Origin of the sequence: Streptomyces sp. NPDC059816, assembly GCF_042732055.1 — a bacterium.
GTDB lineage: Bacteria > Actinomycetota > Actinomycetes > Streptomycetales > Streptomycetaceae > Streptomyces.
Genome location: NZ_JBHWIQ010000024.1, coordinates 69,209 through 89,473, shown reverse-complemented (window position 1 = coordinate 89,473; position 20,265 = coordinate 69,209). Strand labels below are relative to the sequence as shown.

At 73.2% G+C, this 20,265-nt stretch carries 20 protein-coding genes; 9 read left to right on the top strand and 11 right to left on the bottom strand.

The annotated features are described in order from the left end of the window. Nucleotides 1-7 precede the first annotated feature (7 nt). Together ACFV88_RS27530 and ACFV88_RS27525 are read right to left on the bottom strand one after the other, a co-directional pair. On the bottom strand, nucleotides 8-556 hold the full coding sequence (locus ACFV88_RS27530) for a DUF1003 domain-containing protein (protein ID WP_385494602.1): 549 nt from the start codon (nucleotides 554-556) through the stop codon (nucleotides 8-10). After that, nucleotides 546-1,853 carry a magnesium transporter MgtE N-terminal domain-containing protein gene (locus tag ACFV88_RS27525; protein ID WP_385494601.1) on the bottom strand — a complete coding sequence of 436 codons (1,308 nt, stop codon included), beginning with the start codon at nucleotides 1,851-1,853 and terminating at the stop codon, nucleotides 546-548. Before ACFV88_RS27525 ends, ACFV88_RS27530 begins: the two co-directional genes overlap by 11 nt. Nucleotides 1,854-2,093: 240 nt before the next feature. Between ACFV88_RS27525 and ACFV88_RS27520 the strand changes: the two genes are divergently transcribed. Continuing rightward, the gene (locus ACFV88_RS27520) at nucleotides 2,094-2,876 is read left to right on the top strand and encodes a hypothetical protein (protein WP_385494600.1); all 783 of its coding nucleotides are present in this window, start codon (nucleotides 2,094-2,096) and stop codon (nucleotides 2,874-2,876) included. Nucleotides 2,877-2,894: 18 nt separating this feature from the next. On the opposite strand, the gene ACFV88_RS27515 is transcribed toward ACFV88_RS27520, so the two are convergent. Next, nucleotides 2,895-3,404, bottom strand: a complete 510-nt coding sequence (locus ACFV88_RS27515; RefSeq protein ID WP_385494599.1) for a hypothetical protein — start codon at nucleotides 3,402-3,404, stop codon at nucleotides 2,895-2,897. 55 nt (nucleotides 3,405-3,459) lie between these two features. Then, on the bottom strand, nucleotides 3,460-4,566 hold the full coding sequence (locus tag ACFV88_RS27510) for a magnesium and cobalt transport protein CorA (protein WP_385494598.1): 1,107 nt from the start codon (nucleotides 4,564-4,566) through the stop codon (nucleotides 3,460-3,462). A gap of 788 nt (nucleotides 4,567-5,354) precedes the next feature. Between ACFV88_RS27510 and ACFV88_RS27505 the strand changes: the two genes are divergently transcribed. The 4 genes from ACFV88_RS27505 (at nucleotide 5,355) to ACFV88_RS27490 (ending at nucleotide 8,647) form a co-directional block, all read left to right on the top strand. Continuing rightward, complete coding sequence (locus ACFV88_RS27505; protein ID WP_385494597.1) at nucleotides 5,355-5,975, top strand: suppressor of fused domain protein; 621 nt, start codon at nucleotides 5,355-5,357, stop codon at nucleotides 5,973-5,975. A 173-nt stretch (nucleotides 5,976-6,148) separates the two neighbouring features. Continuing rightward, nucleotides 6,149-6,790 (top strand): DUF6758 family protein, encoded by a 642-nt coding sequence (locus ACFV88_RS27500; RefSeq protein WP_385494596.1) that lies wholly within the window; start codon nucleotides 6,149-6,151, stop codon nucleotides 6,788-6,790. Nucleotides 6,791-6,952: 162 nt separating this feature from the next. After that, complete coding sequence (locus ACFV88_RS27495) at nucleotides 6,953-7,852, top strand: PHP domain-containing protein (RefSeq protein WP_385494595.1); 900 nt, start codon at nucleotides 6,953-6,955, stop codon at nucleotides 7,850-7,852. A gap of 189 nt (nucleotides 7,853-8,041) precedes the next feature. Continuing rightward, complete coding sequence (locus tag ACFV88_RS27490) at nucleotides 8,042-8,647, top strand: MarC family protein (protein ID WP_385494594.1); 606 nt, start codon at nucleotides 8,042-8,044, stop codon at nucleotides 8,645-8,647. 141 nt (nucleotides 8,648-8,788) lie between these two features. On the opposite strand, the gene ACFV88_RS27485 is transcribed toward ACFV88_RS27490, so the two are convergent. Beyond that, nucleotides 8,789-8,941: a hypothetical protein gene (locus ACFV88_RS27485; RefSeq protein WP_385494593.1), complete on the bottom strand. Its 153-nt coding sequence runs from the start codon at nucleotides 8,939-8,941 to the stop codon at nucleotides 8,789-8,791. 292 nt (nucleotides 8,942-9,233) lie between these two features. Between ACFV88_RS27485 and ACFV88_RS27480 the strand changes: the two genes are divergently transcribed. Continuing rightward, a complete protein-coding gene (locus ACFV88_RS27480) occupies nucleotides 9,234-10,229 on the top strand; it encodes an NYN domain-containing protein (protein ID WP_385494592.1) in 996 nt (331 codons plus the stop codon). A 55-nt stretch (nucleotides 10,230-10,284) separates the two neighbouring features. On the opposite strand, the gene ACFV88_RS27475 is transcribed toward ACFV88_RS27480, so the two are convergent. Both ACFV88_RS27475 and ACFV88_RS27470 read right to left on the bottom strand, forming a co-directional pair. Then, a complete protein-coding gene (locus tag ACFV88_RS27475) occupies nucleotides 10,285-11,211 on the bottom strand; it encodes an alpha/beta fold hydrolase (protein ID WP_385494590.1) in 927 nt (308 codons plus the stop codon). A gap of 128 nt (nucleotides 11,212-11,339) precedes the next feature. Continuing rightward, nucleotides 11,340-13,439, bottom strand: coding sequence for a DEAD/DEAH box helicase (locus tag ACFV88_RS27470; protein ID WP_385494589.1), 2,100 nt, complete (start codon nucleotides 13,437-13,439; stop codon nucleotides 11,340-11,342). Between the two features lie 582 nt (nucleotides 13,440-14,021). Between ACFV88_RS27470 and ACFV88_RS27465 the strand changes: the two genes are divergently transcribed. After that, nucleotides 14,022-14,759 (top strand): ferritin-like fold-containing protein, encoded by a 738-nt coding sequence (locus ACFV88_RS27465; protein ID WP_385494588.1) that lies wholly within the window; start codon nucleotides 14,022-14,024, stop codon nucleotides 14,757-14,759. A gap of 612 nt (nucleotides 14,760-15,371) precedes the next feature. Here the strand turns inward: ACFV88_RS27465 and ACFV88_RS27460 are convergent. From ACFV88_RS27460 to ACFV88_RS27445, 4 genes are all read right to left on the bottom strand, one after another. Beyond that, nucleotides 15,372-15,635, bottom strand: a complete 264-nt coding sequence (locus ACFV88_RS27460) for a hypothetical protein (RefSeq protein WP_385494586.1) — start codon at nucleotides 15,633-15,635, stop codon at nucleotides 15,372-15,374. A gap of 180 nt (nucleotides 15,636-15,815) precedes the next feature. Further along, nucleotides 15,816-16,043, bottom strand: a complete 228-nt coding sequence (locus ACFV88_RS27455) for a DUF3107 domain-containing protein (protein ID WP_385494585.1) — start codon at nucleotides 16,041-16,043, stop codon at nucleotides 15,816-15,818. Between the two features lie 157 nt (nucleotides 16,044-16,200). Further along, nucleotides 16,201-16,845 carry a TetR/AcrR family transcriptional regulator gene (locus tag ACFV88_RS27450; RefSeq protein ID WP_385494584.1) on the bottom strand — a complete coding sequence of 215 codons (645 nt, stop codon included), beginning with the start codon at nucleotides 16,843-16,845 and terminating at the stop codon, nucleotides 16,201-16,203. A gap of 225 nt (nucleotides 16,846-17,070) precedes the next feature. After that, complete coding sequence (locus ACFV88_RS27445) at nucleotides 17,071-17,307, bottom strand: hypothetical protein (RefSeq protein WP_385494583.1); 237 nt, start codon at nucleotides 17,305-17,307, stop codon at nucleotides 17,071-17,073. Between the two features lie 129 nt (nucleotides 17,308-17,436). On the opposite strand from ACFV88_RS27445, the gene ACFV88_RS27440 reads away from it, so the two are divergent. Together ACFV88_RS27440 and ACFV88_RS27435 are read left to right on the top strand one after the other, a co-directional pair. After that, complete coding sequence (locus tag ACFV88_RS27440; RefSeq protein ID WP_385494582.1) at nucleotides 17,437-18,501, top strand: alpha/beta fold hydrolase; 1,065 nt, start codon at nucleotides 17,437-17,439, stop codon at nucleotides 18,499-18,501. A gap of 8 nt (nucleotides 18,502-18,509) precedes the next feature. Next, a complete protein-coding gene (locus ACFV88_RS27435) occupies nucleotides 18,510-20,003 on the top strand; it encodes a DUF3152 domain-containing protein (RefSeq protein WP_385494580.1) in 1,494 nt (497 codons plus the stop codon). The last annotated feature ends 262 nt before the right edge of the window (nucleotides 20,004-20,265 follow it).

The following is a 20,265-nucleotide window of genomic DNA, read 5'->3' as shown; positions in this document are numbered from 1 at the left end:
GAGGCCGTCAGCGATCGGTTGCGTCACGTCCCGGGGGCCGGCGCACGGCGGGCTCCACGGGTCTGCCGCGCCGCTCGTCGAGCTCCCTCAGCAGCCCCTCCAGCTCGGAGCGCATCCAGTCCCTGGTCGCCACCTCGCCGAGCCCCGTCCGCAGCGCCGCGACCTCCCGACTCAGGTACTCGGTGTCGGCGATCGAGCGCTCGTTCTGCTTGCGGTCCTGCTCCAGGTTGACCCGGTCCCGGTCGTCCTGCCGGTTCTGCGCGAGCAGGATCAGCGGCGCCGCGTACGAGGCCTGGAGCGACAGGGCGAGGGTCAGGAAGATGAACGGGTACTGGTCGAAGCGGACCGCGGGCGGCGCCCAGATGTTCCACACGACCCAGCAGATGATCGTGAACGTCATCCAGACGATGAACCGTCCGGTGCCGAGGAACCGGGCGATCCGCTCGGTCAGCCGCCCGAAGGCGTCCGGGTCGTAGTCGGGCCACAGCCGGCGGCGCGGGGCGAGCGGCTGGTCCAGCCGGACCCGGGGCCGGGTCTGCTCCCGGTCAGCGGCCATGTCCGGGTGCCTCCTCGCCGCCGGTCCCGTCCGCCAACTCGTGGAACTCGTGCTCCCGCCAGTCCTCGGGCAGCAGATGGTCCAGGACGTCGTCCACGGTCACCGCCCCGAGCAGCGAACCGCCGTCGTCCACGACCGGCGCGGCCACCATGTCGTACGTCGCGAAGAAACCGGCGACCGCCGGCAGCGAGTCCTGCGGCGACAGCGCCTGGAGGTCGTCGTCGAGGATCGAGCTCACCAGCGTGTACGGGGGGTCCCGCAGCAGCCGCTGGAAGTGCACCGTCCCCAGGTACTTCCCGGTCGGCGTCTCGTCCGGCGGGCGGCACACGTACACCTGGGCGGCGAGCGCCGGCGACAGGTCCGGGTTGCGGACCCGGGCCAGGGCGTCGGCGACCGTCGCATCGGGCCGCAGCACCACCGGCTCGGTGGTCATCAACCCGCCCGCGGTGCGCTCCTCGTACGCCATCAGCCGCCGCATGTCCGCCGCGTCATCGGGCTGCATCAGGCTCAGCAGCCGCTCCTGGTCCTGCTCGGGCAGCTCGGACAGCAGGTCGGCGGCGTCGTCCGGGTCCATGGCCTCCAGCACGTCCGCCGCGCGCTCCTCCTTCAGCTTGCCGAGGATCTCGATCTGGTCGTCCTCGGGCAGCTCCTCCAGGACGTCCGCGAGCCGGTCGTCGTCGAGCGCGGCGGCCACCTCGGCGCGACGCTTGGCGGACAGGTGGTGCAGCACGTTCGCCAGGTCGGCGGGGCGCAGCTGTTCGAAGGTGGCGAGCAGGGTCTCCGCGCCCTGCCCCTGTTCGTCCAGCGAGAAGCCGGTGACGGCCTCCCAGCCGACGGTGAGCGCCTCGCCCTTGTGCCGTCGGAAGCCCGCGGTGCGGCGGGGGGCGCCCCGGCGGACGAAGATCCGGTCGATCTCCCAGTCCCGGCGCGCCGGCAGCTGCCGCACGGACAGGTCGAGCACCGTGACCTCCTCGCCGGTGTCCACCAAGCGCACCCGTCGGTCCAACAACTCCCCGAAGACCAGCCGCTCGGTCGGCCGCTGTTCGAAGCGCCGCACGTTCAGCACCCCCGTGGTGATCACCTGGCCGGCCTGGACACCGGTCACCCGCGTCATCGGCAGGAAGATCCGGCGCCGTGAGGTCAGCTCCACCACCAGGCCGAGCAGGCGCGGGGGCCGGTGCCCGACCCGCAACATGGCGACCAGGTCGCGCACCCGGCCGACGTGGTCACCACCGGGATCGAACACCGTGACGCCGGACAGGTGGGAGACGAAGATCCGAGGAGCACCCGCTGCCATGTACGTGCCTCCCTCGTGTGTGCCGCGCCGCGCACGTACGTCCCACCCGCACGTGTCGTCTCTATGGGCCCTTCTTGGTGTTTGTCCGGTAATTCGCGCTTCAGGCTAGCCCGTCCGGGTAGGTGACGCCCGCTCACGGGAACCCGAAGGACTGGGTCGGGCGGGTGCGGACAGCACCGGTACGCTGCCGTGCACCACCGTTCATCGCGGCGGTCCCCCGTACGAGAGGCAGCCCCGTCTGTGTCAGCGGTTCCCCTGCGCCGGGGTCGGCGCGCGGTGATGGTGAGCATGGTGTGCGCGGGAACGATGGTCGCCACCCTGGGGCTCGCGGGCTGCGGCGGCGACGCCCCCCCGGACCCCGACCAGGGCACCAACGGGGTCGGCAAGCTGTCGGCCACCGAGATCCAGAACAAGACCCGGCTCGCCGCGGAGCGGGCCGCGGCCGTCCGGCTGTCGGGCACCGTCCGGGTCAAGGGCCAGGGCTACCACCTCGACATGCGCCTGTCGGACCGGGGCGGCACCGGGTCGGTGCGCTCCAAGGGCGGCACGATCCGCCTGCTCAGGATCGGCGAGGAGCTCTACCTCAAGGCCGACTCCTCGTTCTGGACCCACGGGTCGAAGGGCTCCGAAACCACCCCGGAGAAGGCCGCATCGGACCGGGCCGCCGCCGAGAAGCTCGACGGCAAGTACGTGAAGGTTCCCGACGGCGACCCCTCCTACCAGCAGCTGAGCGGCTTCGCCGACATGGACCTGCTGCTCGACGGGCTGATCACCCTGCACGGCACGCTGGAGAAGGGCGAACGGGGGGCCGCCGGCGGGATCAAGACCATCCGGCTCACCGGCGACCAGGGCGCGGGCGGCACCCTCGACGTCTCCCTGGAGGGCACCCCCTACCCGCTGCGCCTGGTCCGGGCCGGGGGCGCCGGGACGATCAGCCTCAGCGACTGGAACCGCGACGTCCCGCTGAAGAAGCCGGCGCCCTCCGAGGTCGTCGACTACGGTCGGAAGCTGCCCGCGTCCTGACGGATCCCCGGCACCGGCTCAGCGTCCGCGCCGCCGCCGCAGCAACAGCTTGGGCAGCGCCGCGGGAGCGGGCTGACGGGTGGTCACCGGGGTCTCCAGCGGCACCGCCGCGAGGGACCCCGTCGGCACCTCGGCGTCGACGGCGCCCACCTCCAAACGGAGCACTCGGCACTCCCGCGCCCACCGTCCGGGCGCCTCCTCCCCGTCGTGCGCGTTCAGCCGCTTGCCCTTCAGCTCCTGGACGGCCGCCGTCCACTGTTCGCCGTCCGGTGCGAGTTCCACCACCCGGGCGGTCCAGGCGACCAGCCGCCCGCCCTTGTCCTTGCTGCGCACGGTGACGGTCGCCGTGCCCCCGTCGACCAGCCCCGGCAGCGGCTGTTCGCCCGGACCGTCGCCCAGGACGAGCGCGGCGCCCTCGTGCCACACGTGCCACAGCGGTCGGTCCGGGCCGTCGCCCCGGACCCAGATCAGCCCGGACTTCTTGGTGGCTTCCTCGACGAGCGCCCGGTCGAGAGGTGATTCCGTCATGGGGCAAGAGTAGACAGCGCGCGCACCGCCCCGGCCACGCGCGGCGCCCCTGCGGTCACAGCCAGCCGTTGCGCTTCAGGGTGCGGTGGATGGTGAGGCAGATGACGACCGTGACGCCGAGCACCATCGGGTACCCGTACCGCCAGCCCAGCTCCGGCATGTGCTCGAAGTTCATCCCGTACACCCCGCAGACCATCGTCGGCACCGCGATGATCGCGGCCCAGGAGGTGATCTTCCGCATGTCCTCGTTCTGCGCGACGGACGCCTGCGCCAGATTGGCCTGGAGGATCGAGTTCAACAGCTCGTCGAAGCCGGTGACCTGCTCCTGCACCCGGGTGAGGTGGTCGGCCACGTCACGGAAGTACTTCTGGATGTCCGGGTCGACCAGCCGCATCGGCCGCTCGCTCAGCAGTTGCATCGGCCGGGCCAGCGGGGCCACCGCCCGCTTGAACTCCAGCACCTCCCGCTTGAGCTGGTAGATCCGCCCGGCGTCCACCCCGCGCGCCACCCCGCGCCGACCGGGCGAGAACACCTCGGTCTCGACCTCGTCGACGTCGTCCTGCACCGCGTCGGCGACCGCCAGATAGCCGTCCACGACATGGTCCGCGATGCCGTGCAGGACCGCCGAGGGGCCCTTGGCGAGCAGCTCCGGTTCGCTCTGGAGGCGACTGCGCAGCGCCCGCAGCGAGCCCTGGCCGCCGTGCCGGACGGTGATGAAGAAGTCCGCGCCGGTGAAGCACATGACCTCGCCGGTCTCCACGATGGCGCTGGTCGCGGTGAGTTCGTCGTGCTCGACGTAGTGGATGGTCTTGAAGACGGTGAAGAGGGTGTCGTCGTACCGCTCCAGCTTGGGCCGCTGGTGGGCGTGGACGGCGTCCTCGACGGCCAGCGGGTGCAACCCGAACTCGGCTGCGATCACCGCGAACTCGGCCTCGGTGGGCTCGTGCAGGCCGATCCATGCGAATCCGCCGTCCCGCCGCACCTGGAGCATCGCGCCGTGCGGGGTCAGGCACTCCGCCGAGTCGACGCGGCGGCCGTCGCGGTAGACCGCGCAGTCGACGATCGCCGAGGGCGTCGCCGGATCGCGGGTGGTGTCGTAGGCGCTGTCGTCCTTGCGGTGGGCGGGCCGAACGGCTGCACGCAGGTCACGGATCATCGACATGGGCGGACTCCTTCGCACCGGGGAGCCGCGGACGACGGGTGGAACTGCCCGGAATGGGGACGTCCGCGCCGCGGTGTTCCGGTCGGATCGCAGGGATCGACGGAACGGTCGATGTGTGGCACGTCCACAAAGCGGGGAGCACCGCACCGTGGTGGCGGCTCCTTCGCGTTTCGCTACTGGTTCACAACTGCGGGTACTGCGTGCGCGGCAGCGGCCTTGCACCGCTGACACGGCCGTACGGCACCGGGCCGGGCAGGGCCGGGCACGGTGGACGGGCCGGGGTGGGCCCGGTGGGAACGCTGTGCTCTTCCGTCACGCGCGACCGGACGCCGGTGGTGGACCGGCGACGGAACGGGGGACCCGGTGTCCGTCCCCGAAGGATGACGGGGCGGACCGAACGGGAAGGGGCCCGAAGGGGGCGCGTACGCGAAGCGGTAGGAGCCGGACGGTGCGTGGAGCGGGACCGTGACCGGCGGAGCTACGGACTCAGCGACCGGAAGAGCGGGTGATACTGCACGATCGACTTCGATCCATGACAGCCCCACCTCCTCCGGCCGGTCCCCCGTGGGGGATGTCCAAGGTTCCGGGACGTGAGCGCGACGCCGATGCGTACCGCTGGGAAGACCGTCCCGAACAGCGGCCAAGACTAGCAGTCGGTTGACGTGTCAAGGGCGCCTTCCCACCGTTCCGCTACGGCTCCCTGACACCCGCCGTCCCCGGCGCTCCTCCCCGACACGCCTGTGACATGCGGATTCTGACGACCGGACGGGCGTTCTATCCTCGCGGTCATGGCAGATGTTCTCCCGCTAGTCGAGGCCCGTTTGCGTACGACCTTCGGGGAACCGGACGCCCGGGCGGCGGTCACGTTCCTCGGCACCGACCGGATCGAGGTCCTGCGTTTCGTCGAGGGCCCGCCGGCCGGCCCCGGGACGCCGGGGGAGCCCGGTCCGTACGTCCGCTACGTCACCCTGGGGATGTCCGCCCGCCCCATGAGCGACCCCACGGCGCTGGTCGCCGACCCCGAGCGCGGGCCGCGGGCCGAGCTGGTCCTCACCGTCCGCCGTGGGATCGCCGACACCGACGGGGTGCTGCGGACCCTGGCCGTGCTGGCGGCGAGCCCGCAGGTCGAAGGGCTGGTGGTCACCCCGGGCGCCTCGCTCGACGTCGGCGGACCGCTGTGGCCGGGGGCGCCCTTCACCTCCGTGCTCGTCGCCGAACCCGGTGGACTCGTCCCCGATCTGGAGCCGGACCCGCCGCGCGAGGCCGTCGCCTTCCTGCCGCTGCTGCCGATGACCCCGAACGAGGCCGCGTGGAAGCGGGTGCACGGCGCGGGCGCCCTCCACGAACGGTGGCTGGCGCGCGGCACCGACCTGCGCGATCCGCTGCGGGCGGGCGTCCCGCTCGACTGAGGCCCCGCTCGGCTGACGTCCCGCCGCGCCCCCGGCCCGCGGGTCCGGTGGCGCGGTCCAGCAGTACGGGTCCGGCGGCGGGGGCTGTCACTGCGGGCGCGGGGCGCGCAGTCGGGTGATCATCCTTTGATCTTCCTTGACTCGCGGACGGTCAGGGGGGACCGTTGACGGCTATGAGGGGCGAACCCAGTTGCCCGAAGTGTGGAGGCCGGGTCAGGGCTCCCGGACTCTTCGCCGATACGTGGCAGTGCGCCCTGCACGGGGCGGTGCAGCCACTCCAGCCCGTGATCCCGCCCAGCGTCGAAGCCCTCGGCGTGGTCGTGAACCGCGCCCGGGTCCCCGTCTGGATGCCCTGGCCGCTGCCCGTCGGCTGGCTCTTCACCGGCGTCGGCTACGCCGGTGACGACCGCAGCGGCGGCCGGGCCACCGTCGTCGCCTGCTCCGGCCCCGGGCCGCTCGGCGGCATCGGCGAGCTGTTGTTGGTCGCCGAGGAACTCGGCGTCGGACTCGGCGCCCGGTACGCCGGCGTCGACGGCCCCGACCCGGGCCCGCACATCAGCGTCGAGAAGCCGCCCGAGGCCAAGGTCCTCGCCTCCGGCCGCCCGAGCCCGCTGTGGCACGTCTCCGGAGCGCCGCCCGACCGTGCGGTCTTCGCCGGCGAGGCCCGCGGCCTGTGGCTGTGGGCGGTCGTCTGGCCCGAACAGTCCGGCCTGCTGATGTACGACGAGCTGGTCCTGACCGATCTGCGGGACGCCGGCGCCGAGATGGACCTCCTGCCCTGCGGGGCACTCTCCCCCCGGCTGCTGTCCCCCTGACCGGCTGACCGCCCTCCGACACCCACCGACCACCCGCAGCCAACCCCGGAGTGTGGCCACCGCCTCAGTATCCGGACGGTCGGAACGCCGCTACGGCCGGTTATTCTGGAGCGTCCCTGTGTCCCGCGTTCCCCGTGGGGCCGAGTCGGTTTGGAGTCCGTCGTGCGCATCGACCTGCACACCCACTCCACCGCGTCCGACGGCACGGACACCCCCGCCCAACTCGTCCGCAAGGCCGCCGCGAGCGGGCTCGCCGTCGTCGCGCTCACCGACCACGACACCACCCGCGGCCACGCCGAGGCCCGGGCCGCCCTCGCGGACCCCGCATCCGGCGCCGAACACCTGACGCTGGTCCCCGGCGCGGAACTCTCCTGCCGCCTCGACGGCGTGGGCCTGCACATGCTCGCCTACCTCTTCGACCCCGACGAGCCCGAACTGCTCGCCCAGCGCGAACTGGTCCGTGACGACCGGGTGCCGCGCGCCCGGGGCATGGTGACCCGGCTCCAGGGCCTCGGCGTACCGGTGACCTGGGAACAGGTCGCCCGGATCGCCGGCAACGGCTCCGTGGGACGTCCGCACGTCGCCGAGGCGCTGATGGAACTCGGTGTCGTCTCCTCGATCTCCGAGGCGTTCGCCCCCCAGTGGATCGGGGACAGCGGCCGCGCGTACGTCGCCAAGCACGAACTCAACCCCTTCGACGCGGTCCGCCTGGTCAAGGCCGCCGGCGGCGTCACCGTCCTCGCGCACCCCGGTGCCGTCCACCGCGGCGCGACGGTGTCCGAGGCGACGATCGCCGCGCTGGCCGCCGCCGGACTCGACGGCATCGAGGTCGACCACATGGACCACGAACCCGCCACCCGGGCCCGGCTGCGGGGACTCGCCGCCGAACTGGGGATCCTGGGCACCGGCTCCAGCGACTACCACGGCAGCCGCAAGACCTGCCTGCTCGGCGAGTTCACCACGGACCCCGAGATCTACGGCGAGATCACCCGCCGCGCGACCGGCGCGTTCCCGGTGCCCGGGGCCGGGGGAACCCCCGCCCCGCTGACCACCGACGGCTGACCCCCCGCCCACGGGCCGTACGCGCCCCGGGCCCCGTGCCGCCCGCCCGAGCCCGCTCCCGGGCCCAGCGCGCCGGCCGGCCGTCATCACCCTGCGCTCCCGTGCCCCGTCCGGGACGCAGGTTCCCTCCCGTACCGCTCCGAGCTGCGCCGAACGGCGCCCGCTCCCTCCCGCAAGGCACTACCTACCGTGTTCGACCTCGCTGTGTTCGGGTCCCTGTTCCTGACCCTCTTCGTCATCATGGACCCGCCGGGAATCACCCCGATCTTCCTCGCGCTGACCTCCGGACGACCCACCCGCGTCCAGAAGCGGATGGCCTTCCAGGCGGTCTGCGTCGCCTTCGGGGTGATCGCCCTGTTCGGCTTGCTCGGCCACGAGATCCTCAACTACCTGCACGTCTCCGTGCCCGCCCTGATGATTGCGGGCGGACTGCTGCTGCTGCTGATCGCCCTGGACCTGCTCACCGGCAAGACCGACGAACCGAAGCAGACCAAGGACGTCAACGTCGCCCTGGTCCCGCTCGGCATGCCGCTGCTCGCCGGGCCCGGTGCCATCGTCTCGGTGATCCTCGCCGTGCAGAAGGCCGACACCGTGGGCGCGCAGGTGTCGGTGTGGGTCGCGATCATCGCGATCCACCTGGTGCTCTGGGTCGCCATGCGGTACTCGCTGCTGATCATCCGGGTCATCAAGGACGGCGGAGTGGTCCTGGTGACCCGGCTCGCCGGCATGATGCTGTCCGCCATCGCCGTGCAGCAGATCATCAACGGCGTCACCCAGGTCATCAAGGCCGCCTGAGCCCTCTGGACACAGCAGCCCCCTGGACACGCAGCAGCCCCCTGGACACACGACAGGGCCCCCGGTGACGACGTCGTGTCGTTCGGGGGCCCTGTCACACACCGGGCGCGGCGACCGTCGGCCGCGTGCCCGTCGGCGCTGTTACGAGGCGGACGGTTCCGCCGGGCGGATGTACAGCCGCTGCCCGATGGCGGCGGCCTGTTGGACGATCCGGTTGACGGAGGCGGCGTCCACGACGGTCGATTCTTCGGCGCTGCCGTCGACGTCGTTCAGGCGCATGATCTCGAAGCGCAAGAGCTTCTCCCTTCGTCTGCGTGATCCTCCCCGGAGGGAGAACTGGTCGTACGGACCGGACGCGCACCCGCACGACCACCGGAATTCCGGGGCCGGGGGCGAGCCGGTCCGTCAAGAGCGCGTCGCACGCCGGGCAGCCGCAGGGGGCCCCGGGACGTGCGCTCACTCCCCGTACAGCACGATGTGCACCGTATTCATTCCCTACACTAAGGAAAATTTTCGCCGGACTAAAGAACGTCGGTGTCGTGGGACGGGTTGTGTCCCTTCCGGCGCGCCCCGGACAATGGGGGCGATGAGCGAGGAACAGCAGGGTGCGCCCTGGTCAGGGCCGGATGTCACACCCGTGAGAACGTCCGGGACGCACCGGGGTGCCCCTGGCGCCCCGGCCCCGGGGGCCGAGGAGTCCGCCGCCCTGCTCGCCCGGCTCGACCTCACCAACGAACTGTTGCGGCGCATGGTCGCCGAGGTCGCCAAGACGCCCGCCACCCATGCGATCTTCGTGGACGCCGGCTACGTCTACGCGGCGGCGGGCCGGCTCGTCGCGGGGACGGAGGACCGGCGCGCCTTCGACCTGGACGCCGAGGGGTTGATCGAGGCGTTCATCGACCGGGCCCGCACCATCTTCGCCGACAGCCGCCTGCTGCGCGTCTACTGGTACGACGGGGCCCGCCGCCGCATCCACACCGCCGAACAGCAGACCATCGCCGAGCTGCCGGACGTCAAGGTCAGGCTCGGCAACCTCAACGCCAACAACCAGCAGAAGGGCGTCGACTCCCTGATCCGCACCGACCTGGAGTCGTTGGCCCGACACCGGGCGATCAGCGACGCGGCCCTGCTCGGCGGGGACGAGGACCTGGTGTCGGCGGTGGAGGCGGCCCAGGGGTACGGGGCACGGGTCCACCTGTGGGGCGTCGAGGCGCCCGAGGGCCGCAACCAGGCCGAGCCCCTGCTGTGGGAGGTGGACAGCCAGCGCGTCTTCGACCTGGAGTTCTTCAAGCCGTACGTGTCCCGGCGGACCGTCTCCTCGTACGAGACCCAGAACACTCCCCGGCCCAGCCGGGAGGACGTGCGGTTCGTGGGGGCGCAGATCGCCGCGAAGTGGCTCGCCGCCCGGGGGCGCGAAGCCCTGGCCGATCTGCTGCCCGGACACCCCTACCTGCCGGGCTCAGTGGACCAGGACCTGCTGGTGGAGGCGGAGAACAAGCTCCAGTACTCGCTCCGCGGACACTCCGACCTGCGACGCAGCCTGCGCGACGGTTTCTGGGAGCACCTGCGCACCCAGTACTGAGCACGTCACTACCGGGCCGGCACAGCCGGCACGGCCGGTCCGGGCGCCGGGCCCGTCAGAGCGGGACCGCGTCCCAGAAGTCGGCGAGGGCGGTGGCGGTCTGCGCGGGGCGCTCGGTGTTGGGGGAGTGTTCGGCGCCCACGACGACCGTGCGGCGCGCGGCGAGGCGGTCGGCCATCTCGTCGAGCAGCGGCACCGGCCAGGTCTCGTCCCGCTCGCCCGAGATGACGTGCCGGGGCAGGGGGAGCGCGGCCAGCTCGGGCACCCGGTCCGGCTCCGTGCACAGCAGTCGCCCGGCGGCGAGGATCTGGGCGGGGCTGTTGCGCAGCCAGCGGGCGCGCAGCGCCGCCTCGTCCGTCGCGGACCCGTCTGCGTCCGTCGCGGACCCGTCTGCGGACGCCGCGCCGGTGGCGGCGTCCTCGGGCGCGGGGGCCTCCAACGACTGCATCGCCTCCCACACCCGGCCCATGTCGAGCACGGCGAGGGCGTCCCGCAACAGCTTGACGCGCTCGCGCTGCGGCGCGGATATCTCGGCGGGGCCGGAGGCCATCAGGGTGAGCGACGCGAACGCCGCCGGCTCGGCCAGGACCGCCGCGCGCGCCAGATGGCCGCCGAACGAGTGCCCCAGCAGGTGGACCGGGCCCGGGCCGGAGGCCGCGAGGGCGTCCCGCTGGGCCAGCACGTCGCGCGCCAACTCCTCCTGGGCGTAGGGCGCCGGATCGTCGTGGGGGCCGGCCGACTCGTACTGGCCGCGCCCGTCGACGGCCACCGTGCGGTAGCCCCGGGCGGCCAGCGGCAGGAGCAGTGCGATGAAGTCCTCCTTGCTGCCCATGAACCCGGGCAGCAGCAGCGCGGTGCCGCGCAGGGGACCGTCCGGACGGTCCGCTCCGTCCGTGTCGAGGGCGGCGAACTCGCCGCGGGGCGTGGAGATCACCCGTGCGGAGACTCCCGGGGGCGGCACGAAGGTCGAGGGCCTGCTCATACCCGAAGGCTAACCGTCGCCGGGAAGGGCCGCCCCGCCGAGGCGGAGGTTGCGCCGGGCGGACACGACGGCGGCCCGGCACCCCCGTGTGTCGGGGTGCCGGGCCGCCGGCCGTCAGGTGCGCGACCTCAGCCCTCGGGGGCCTCGGCCACCTTGCGGGTGCGGCGCCGCCGGGGCTTCGCCTCGGGGTCCGCGGCCTCGGAAGCGGCGGGCTCGACGACCGCCGCGGCCTTCTTGGCACGCGTGCGGCGCGGCTTGGCCGGCGCTTCGGTGGGCTCCCCGCCGTCGGCCTCGGCGGCCGGGGCGGTGGCGGTCTCCACGGGGGCGACCGCCTTCTTGCGGGTGCGTCGCTTGGGGGCGGCGGCCGGCTCGGCAGCCTCCTCGGCGGTGACGGGGGCGACGGGCGCCTCCGGCTCCGTGGCGACGGCCTTCTTACGGGTGCGGCGACGCGGCTTGGCCTCCGCGGCATCCACCGCGTCTTCGGCGGCCGGGGCCGCCACGACGGTCGGCGCCTCTTCGACGGTCGGCGCGACGGCCTCCGCCTCGGGGGCGGCCACCGCCTTGCGGGTCCGACGGCGCGGCTTGACCTCGGGCTCCGCGGTCACCGCTTCGACGGCCACCTCGGTGCTCGGCTCCGCGACCTCGGCCACCACGGCCGGTGCCTCGACGGCCTTGCGGGTCCGACGGCGCCGGGGCTTCGCCTCGACCTCCTCGGCGACGGGGGCCTCGGCCACCGTCGCGGAAGCGGTCACGGCCTCGACGTCCGCCACGGCGGCCAGCTCGGGTCCCTGCGCTGCGCCGGCGGTGGCACCGGAACGCGTCCGGCGGCGACGCCGGGGCGCCTCCACGACCTCGGGCGAGGGCTCGACCGGCGACTGCGTGCCGGTGTTCGACGCGGTCGGGTTCGCGGCGGCGTCCTCCAACGGGGTCCCGCCACGGGTCCGACGACGACTGCGCGGCGTCCGGGCGGGCCGCTCGCGTTCCTGCGGGGCGGCGGCGACGGGGGCCCGTCCACCACGACCGCGCGGGCTGCGCCCGGTCTCGCCGAGGTCCTCGACCTCTTCGGCGGCGAGCCCGGCCCGGGTCCGCTCCGAACGCGGCAGGATGCCCTTGGTGCCCTCGGGGATGCGCAGCTCGGCGAAGAGGTGCGGGGACGTGGAGTACGTCTCCGGCGGATCGGTGAAGGGCAGGTCCAACGCCTTGTTGATGAGCTGCCAGCGCGGGATGTCGTCCCAGTCGACCAGGGTGATCGCCGTACCCGAGGCACCCGCGCGACCGGTGCGGCCGATGCGGTGCAGATACGTCTTCTCGTCCTCGGGGGACTGGTAGTTGATCACGTGCGTGACGTTCTCGACGTCGATGCCGCGCGCGGCCACGTCCGTGCACACCAGCACGTCGACCTTGCCGTTGCGGAACGCCCGCAGCGCCTGCTCCCGGGCGCCCTGGCCCAGGTCGCCGTGGACGGCACCGGAGGCGAAGCCGCGCCGCTGGAGCTGCTCGGCGATGTCGGCCGCGGTGCGCTTCGTCCGGCAGAAGACCATCGCCAGGGCGCGGCCCTCGGCCTGGAGGATGCGGGCGACCATCTCCGGCTTGTCCATGGAGTGCGCGCGGTACACGTGCTGCGAGGTGTTCGCGACGGTCGCGCCCTCGTCGTCCGGCGCGGTGGCGCGGATGTGCGTGGGCTGCGACATGTAGCGGCGCGCCAGACCGATGACGGCGCCGGGCATCGTCGCGGAGAACAGCATGGTCTGCCGCTTCGGCGGCAGCATGTTGATGATCTTCTCGACGTCCGGCAGGAAGCCCAGGTCCAGCATCTCGTCGGCCTCGTCCAGGACGAGGCACCGGATGTGCGTGAGGTCGAGCTTCTTCTGGCCCGCGAGGTCGAGCAGGCGTCCGGGGGTGCCGACGACCACGTCGACGCCCTTGCGCAGGGTCTCGACCTGCGGCTCGTAGGCCCGGCCGCCGTAGATCGCGGTGACCCGGACGTTGCGTACCTTGCCCGCGGTGAGCAGGTCGTTGGTGACCTGGGTGCACAGCTCACGGGTCGGTACGACGATGAGCGCCTGCGGTGCGTCGGTCAACTGCTCGGGGGTGGCGCGTCCCGCCTCGACATCGGCCGGGACGGTGACCCGCTCCAGGATCGGGAGGCCGAACCCGAGGGTCTTGCCGGTACCGGTCTTCGCCTGGCCGATCACGTCCGTGCCGGAGAGGGCGACGGGGAGGGTCATCTCCTGGATCGGGAAGGGCGTCGTGATACCGACGGCCTCAAGGGACTCGGCGGTCTCGGGAAGGATTCCGAGATCTCGGAAAGTCGTCGCTTGCGTCTGCGTAATCAGGGTGGTGCCTCTTCTGTGAGACGCGGTGCGGAGTGAGCGCTTGGGGGTCTTGTACCGTGCCGGTGAACCCCGGCCGCCTTCGCGAACCGGGTGGCGCGGGACCACAGCCGACGCTCGAAACTCTCGTACCGCTATGAGGGCCCCTCCATCGTCGGTACGCACTGTGCCGTACCTGGGAGGGCTGTCTGGTCGGAGCCGATCGGGCCAGCGACCGGGCATCCTCATTCCTGTGCCCGTCGTGTTCGCCGACTCAACCTGCCGTGGTCACCCGTTCACATGACCATCGTGGTACATCGGCGCACTCAGCGGGCGCATTACCACCATACCCCGGAATCGCGCAGGTGCGGTGGCCGAATTCGTCACGTCACGGTCGCAGGGTGGCTCGCGCACGCCCCGTGCACCGCTCGTGCGCCCGTCGCCACACTCCTTGACCAGGGCCTTCCCGGGTCGGCCGCGCGGGCTATTGTGCGCTTCATGACGACGCCTGACCACGCTGCCGAAACGCCCGCCGAACCCACCGGGGTCGCCGCCCAGGACTGGGACCGCGCCTCCGCCGACCCCCAGTACCGGGCCGCGGTCGTCGATCTGCTCGGCGCGCTCGCGTACGGGGAGCTGGCGGCGTTCGAACGGCTCGCGGAGGACGCGAAGCTCGCGCCCACCCTCGCCGACAAGGCCGCGCTCGCCAAGATGGCGTCGGCCGAGTTCGCCCACTTCGAGCAGTTGCGGGACCGACTGGCGGCGGTCGGGGTCGAGCCCACCGAGGCGATGCAGCCGTTCGTCGCCGCGCTGGACGGGTTCCACCGGCAGACCGCGCCGTCGGACTGGCTGGAGGGCCTGGTCAAGGCGTACGTGGGCGACTCCATCGCCAGCGACTTCTACCGCGAGGTCGCCGCCCGGCTCGACTCCGACACCCGGGCGCTGGTGCTCGCCGTCCTCGACGACACGGGGCACGGCGGGTTCGCCATCGAGAAGGTGCGCGCGGCCATCGACGCGGATCCCCGGGTCGGGGGACGGCTCGCCCTGTGGGCGCGACGTCTGATGGGGGAGGCGCTGTCGCAGTCCCAGCGGGTGGTCGCGGAGCGCGATGCGCTGTCGACGATGCTGGTGGGTGGGGTCGCGGACGGGTTCGACCTGGCCGAGGTCGGGCGGATGTTCTCGCGGATCACCGAGGCGCACACGAAGCGGATGGCTGCGTTGGGGTTGGCTGCGTGATGCGCGCGGTGCGCTGTCGTTCTTGGCGGCGTTCCCCTTGACGTCGGGTGCGGGTGCGCTGTGGTTGCTCGCGCCGTTCCCCGCGCCCCTTGCGGGTGCGTTCCGCTGGGCGATTGCGCCGTTCCCCGCGCCCCTAGGGGGTTGCCTCCTGCGGTGCGCTGTTCCCTGCGGGTGCGTCGTGGTTGCCCGCGCAGTTCCCCGCGCCCCCATGGGGCTCCGCCCCTCTGACGGGCCCCGCCGCGCTGACGGGGTCCGTCGGGCTCAGGGGATCCGCCGGCCTAGGGTGCCCCGATAGGGGCGCGGGGAACTGCGCAACAGCGGGACGCACCCGCACGGGACAGCGCAGGCCCACCGGGACGTACGCAAGGGGCGCAGCGCACCCGCACGGAACAAGCGCACGGCCGTCAGGACGTACCCCCTAAGGGGGCGCGGGGAACTGCGCAACCACCCAGCGCACCCGCACGGGACAGCGCAGGCCCACCGGGACGCACCGAGGGGCGCAGCGCACCGCACAGGACAGCGCACGGGCGTCAGGGCGTACTCAAGGGGCGCGGGGAACTGCGCGGGCAACCCCAGCGCACCCGCACGGGACAGCGCAACCGGGTGCGACGGTCAAGCAGGAGCAGAGCGGCGTACGCGGTGGGGGCGCAACAACAGGGACAGCAGCGCAACCGCAAGCGTCGCCGCACCGAACAGCGTCGTGGCGACCCCGGGATCCCCGAGAGCCGTACGCGTCACGAACGCACCGAACAACGCCCCCACCACCCCCGTGGTCAGCACCAGCCGAACCGCGGGCAGCCGATCCGCCCGCAACCGCAGTACGGCCAGCGCCAGACCGAGTCCGATCACCGCGGAACCCATCGCCACCCAAACCATGCCGTGGTCCCTCCCACGCGGTTCCGCCGCATCCGTCGTCCGTGCAGCGGATCTACCCCCGCCGCCGAGCGGGCAATCCTGTCCCGGTGCGCACACGAAGGAGCGGCCCGGCGGGATTCACCCCACCGGACCGCTCCGTCGTGTCTGCGGGCCCGCGTCACCGCACGGGCGGACGGCCGCCTACAGCGCGCTGAAGCCCACCTTGCGCTGCGTCGGCTCACCGAGCTCCACGTACGCGAGCCGGTCGGCCGGCACGAGCACCTTGCGGCCGTGATCGTCCACCAGGCTCAACAGCTGAGACTTGCCGGACAGCGCCTCGGCCACCGCGGTCTCGACCTCCTCGGCGGTCTGACCGCTCTCCAGAACGATCTCGCGGGGCGCGTGCTGCACGCCGATCTTGACCTCCACGGCTATGTCCCTCCGACGGTCTTGATGTGCGCGACCCTCCGCGCCGTACCTGGCACACACTAGCCCGGTGCGCCGGGGGGAAAGCCACGGTGGGGCACGCCGGTAGCGAACAGCGCGCGGGTGCGGTCCGTTCGTCGTACCGGGTCGACCGCCGCGGCTACTGCGGCTGCTCCGTGCCGTGCAGCGGGAAGCCGGCGATGCCGCGCCAGGTCAAGGAGGTCAGCAGGTGCACGGCCGTGTCCCGGGGGATGTCGCTGCCGCTGGACAGCCAGTAGCGGGCCACCACCTGGGAGACGCCGCCGAGCCCGACCGCGAGGAGCATCGACTCCTCCTTGGGCAGGCCCGTGTCCTCGGAGATCACCTCGGAGATCGCCTCCGCGCACTGGAGGCTCACCCGGTCCACCCGTTCCCGGACGGCCGGCTCGTTGGTCAGGTCCGACTCGAAGACCAGCCGGAACGCGCCGCCCTCGTCCTCCACGTACGCGAAGTAGGCGTCCATCGTGGCCGCCACCCGCTGCTTGTTGTCCGAGGTCGAGGCGAGGGCCCCGCGCACCGCCCGGAGCAGTGCCTCGCAGTGCTGGTCCAGGAGCGCCAGGTACAGATCGAGCTTGCCCGGGAAGTGCTGGTACAGCACCGGCTTGCTGACCCCCGCGCGCTCCGCGATGTCGTCCATCGCGGCTGCGTGGTAACCCTGGGCGACGAACACCTCCTGGGCGGCGCCCAAGAGCTGGTTGCGCCGGGCACGCCGCGGGAGGCGGGTGCCCCGCGGGCGGGCCGCGTCTGTCTGCTCGATGGCTGTCACGCCGCCTCCCAAGATCGACCGTGTGCGGTGTGCGCCGCGACGCCCATCGTACTTTTCGGTAACCCCTCGGCGCGCGGCGCGAGGGCAGAATTTCACGTACCGGACGGGGCGGGAACGCCCCGGACGCAGGGGGAACCGTACACAGGGCGCGCAGCGGGCGCTGCGCCAGCGCTACCGGCCCGCGCCCGCCGACGGCCCGTGCCGCCGTGCGTCAGCGGTGTCCGGTCAGCGGTAGTCGTCCTCGTCCAGTGCCACCACGCGGGCCTGCTCGGCGCGGTCCCCCTCGTCGGCGGAAGCGGGATCGGAGCCCGGGACCGCGTCGTCCTGCTCCGGTGCGAGCTCGGTCAGCTGCTCCGCCGTGTCCGCCTCCGGCGCCTCGACGTCGTGGGCGGTCCTGGCCTGCGCGGCTTCCCGGGCGTCCTCGGAGCGCCGGGTCCCGGGGTCGGTGGGGTCGGTGGCCATGCTGTCCTCTTCCCGAGCGGTGGGGCGTCCGGCCCCTCGTGGGGGGAGGGTGCCGGTGCACCCACGCTACGCCCAGTCTGTGACGGCGAACACAGGAAACCGGGCGTGATGGTCTCGTAACATTGCCGCATGTCTTCGTCGGAGTCGCCGCACCTGTCAGCCGCGGCCGTGCCACGGGTCGGCGCGGTCAGGGCCGCGGAGGGGGAACGGCTGCACTCCGTCCGGCTCCCCGGGCTGTCCCTCGCCGTGCGCTCGCGCCCCGCGGCCCGCCCCGGCCTGCCACCTGCGCTCTACGTCCACGGGCTCGGCGGTTCTTCACGGAACTGGTCCGCCCTGATGCCCCTCCTCGACGGCCTCGTGCACAGCGAGGCGCTCGACCTGCCGGGCTTCGGCGACTCGCCGCCCCCCGAGGACGGCGCCTACTCGGTGACCGCGCACGCCCGTGCGGTGATCCGCTACCTGGACTCCGCCGGCCGCGGCCCCGTGCACCTGTTCGGCAACTCCCTGGGCGGTGCGATCACCACCCGGGTGGCCGCCGTCCGGCCGGACCTCGTGCGCTCGCTGACCCTGGTCTCGCCCGCCCTGCCGGAACTGCGCGTCCAGCGCACCGCGGTGCCGACGGCCCTGCTGGCGCTGCCCGGGGTCGCCGCGCTGTTCACCCGGCTGACCCGGGACTGGTCGGCCGAGCAGCGCGTCCGCGGCGTGGCCGGCCTGTGCTGGGGCGATCCGGAACGGGTCACGCCCCAGGGCTTCGCCGAGGCCGTCGCGGAGATGGAGCACCGCCAGACGCTGCCCCACTTCTGGGACGCGATGGCCCGCTCCACCCGCGGCATCGTCGACGCCTACACCCTCGGCGGGCAGCACGGACTGTGGCGGCAGGCCGAACGGGTGCTCGCCCCGACCCTGCTGGTGTACGGCGGGCGCGACCAGCTGGTCTCCGCCCGCATGGCGGAACGGGCGGCACGTTCCTTCCGGGGTTCTCGACTGCTCACCCTGCCGGACGCCGGGCACGTCGCCATGATGGAGTACCCCGACCTCGTCGCCACCGCCTTCCACGACCTGGTCCGGGACCTCGCGGGGGCCGCCGCGAGAACGGGCGGCACGGACCGGAACGACGGTGGGCGGGACAGCGGACGCGCGACTGTGGGACCCTCCGGTACGGATGAGTCCGCCGACGCGCAGACGGGGAGCTGAGACGCCGCGTGGGACGCCATAGCCGCAAGGGCCCTGCGGCGAAGAAGGGTGACGCCGCCGCGCCGCGCGCTGCCGCGCCCCGGTCCGGAGAGCCTTCCGCCGCTGCTCGCGAGCCGCGGGCGGGACAGCCGCGGACCCCGCAAGCGCCGCCGTACGCCGAGGGGACCCCCGCCCGGGGCGTGCCCTCCGTGCGGGGCGGACACCCCGAGCAGCGGGAGGCCGGGGGAGGCTGGGGCACCGTTCCCGGCGCCGGCCACGCCCCGCCGTCCCCCCGGCGCCCCCATGTGCCCGGGCCCCGACAGGACTACGTCGACGCATTCGGTGCCGACGGCGCGGACGACGTGTTCACGGCGGGGTCCCACGGATCGGCCCCCGGCGCCGCGGGCCCACGGACGGTCCTCCCGGCGCCCTACCGTTCTGGCCCGTACGGAACCGGGCCCGCGACCCCCGGCGCCCCGCCCGCCGGACCCCCGTACGCCCCCGCCGACCCCTACGCCTCCGTCACCCGCTGGGACGACGTCGAACTCGCCGACCCCCTCGATTCCCCTGCCTCCGCGGCCGTCGAGGAGGTCGAACACCGGGCCGACCCCGGGCGGCCCGCCGCCGGACGGGCCCGCCGTCGGGCCGCGGTACCGCCGCCGCGCGGGCCCGGCGACGAGCGGGGCCACGACCCGTCGGGGCCTGCGGGCCGGGGAGGCAAGAGCCGTACCTTCACCGGGATCACCGCCGCCGCGGTGACCACCGTCCTCGCCGTCGTCGTCGCCGGACAGGTGGCCGAGCGCGACGGTGGCACCGCCGGGCACACCCGCGCCGCGGAGGAGACCGACCGGCAGCGCGACGATGCGCCGTCGCGCTCCGACAGCCGGCCCACCCCGTCCGACAAGCCGGCCGTCGCGAAGCCCCCGACGTACGCGGAGCAGATGGGGCGGACCTACCCGCTCGACCCGGAGCTCACAGCGTCCGGGAAGTTCGACGCCGTCCCCGGTTTCGTCAAGGCGCCCGGCAAGGGACAGCGGTTCCGCTACCGCGTCGACGTGGAGCGGGGCCTCGGCCTCGATGGTCGACTGTTCGCCGACGCGATCCACAAGACCCTGAACGACGAACGCAGTTGGGCCCACGGCGGAGCCCGTACCTTCGAACGGGTCTCCTCGGGGGAGGCGGACTTCGTCATCACCCTGGCGAGTCCCGGGACCACCGGCCAGTGGTGCGCCAAGTCCGGCCTCAACACCACCATCGACAACGTCTCCTGCGACTCGGCCAGCACCGAACGCGTGATGATCAACGCCTACCGCTGGGCGCAGGGCTCCGAGACCTACGGCAAGCGCATTCACGCGTACCGGCAGATGCTCATCAACCACGAGGTGGGGCACCGGCTGGGCTTCGGTCATGTGAGCTGCCAAACGGACGGCGAACTCGCCCCCGTGATGCAGCAGCAGACGAAGTTCCTCGCCCACGACGGCATCAGTTGCCGGGCCAACCCCTGGGCCTACCCGGAGAGTTGACCGATCATCAGGAGAGCTTCCGGCCCGGCCCGGAGGTCACTCCATGCGGTCGTCGTGATCCATAGCGCGACCGAACGCCGTCCGTACGCGAAAGTTACGTCTCTTCACCCCTTCCGGTGGCGGGGGGGGGGGGGCGGCGCCCGGGGCGTCCTGCCCGGGGGGCGGCGTGGTGGGCCGCTGTTTGGTTTTCTCCCGCGGGGGGGCGGGGGGGGGGGGGGCGTCGGGGGAGCGCGTGGGGGGGGGGGTGCGCGGGGGCGCCCGG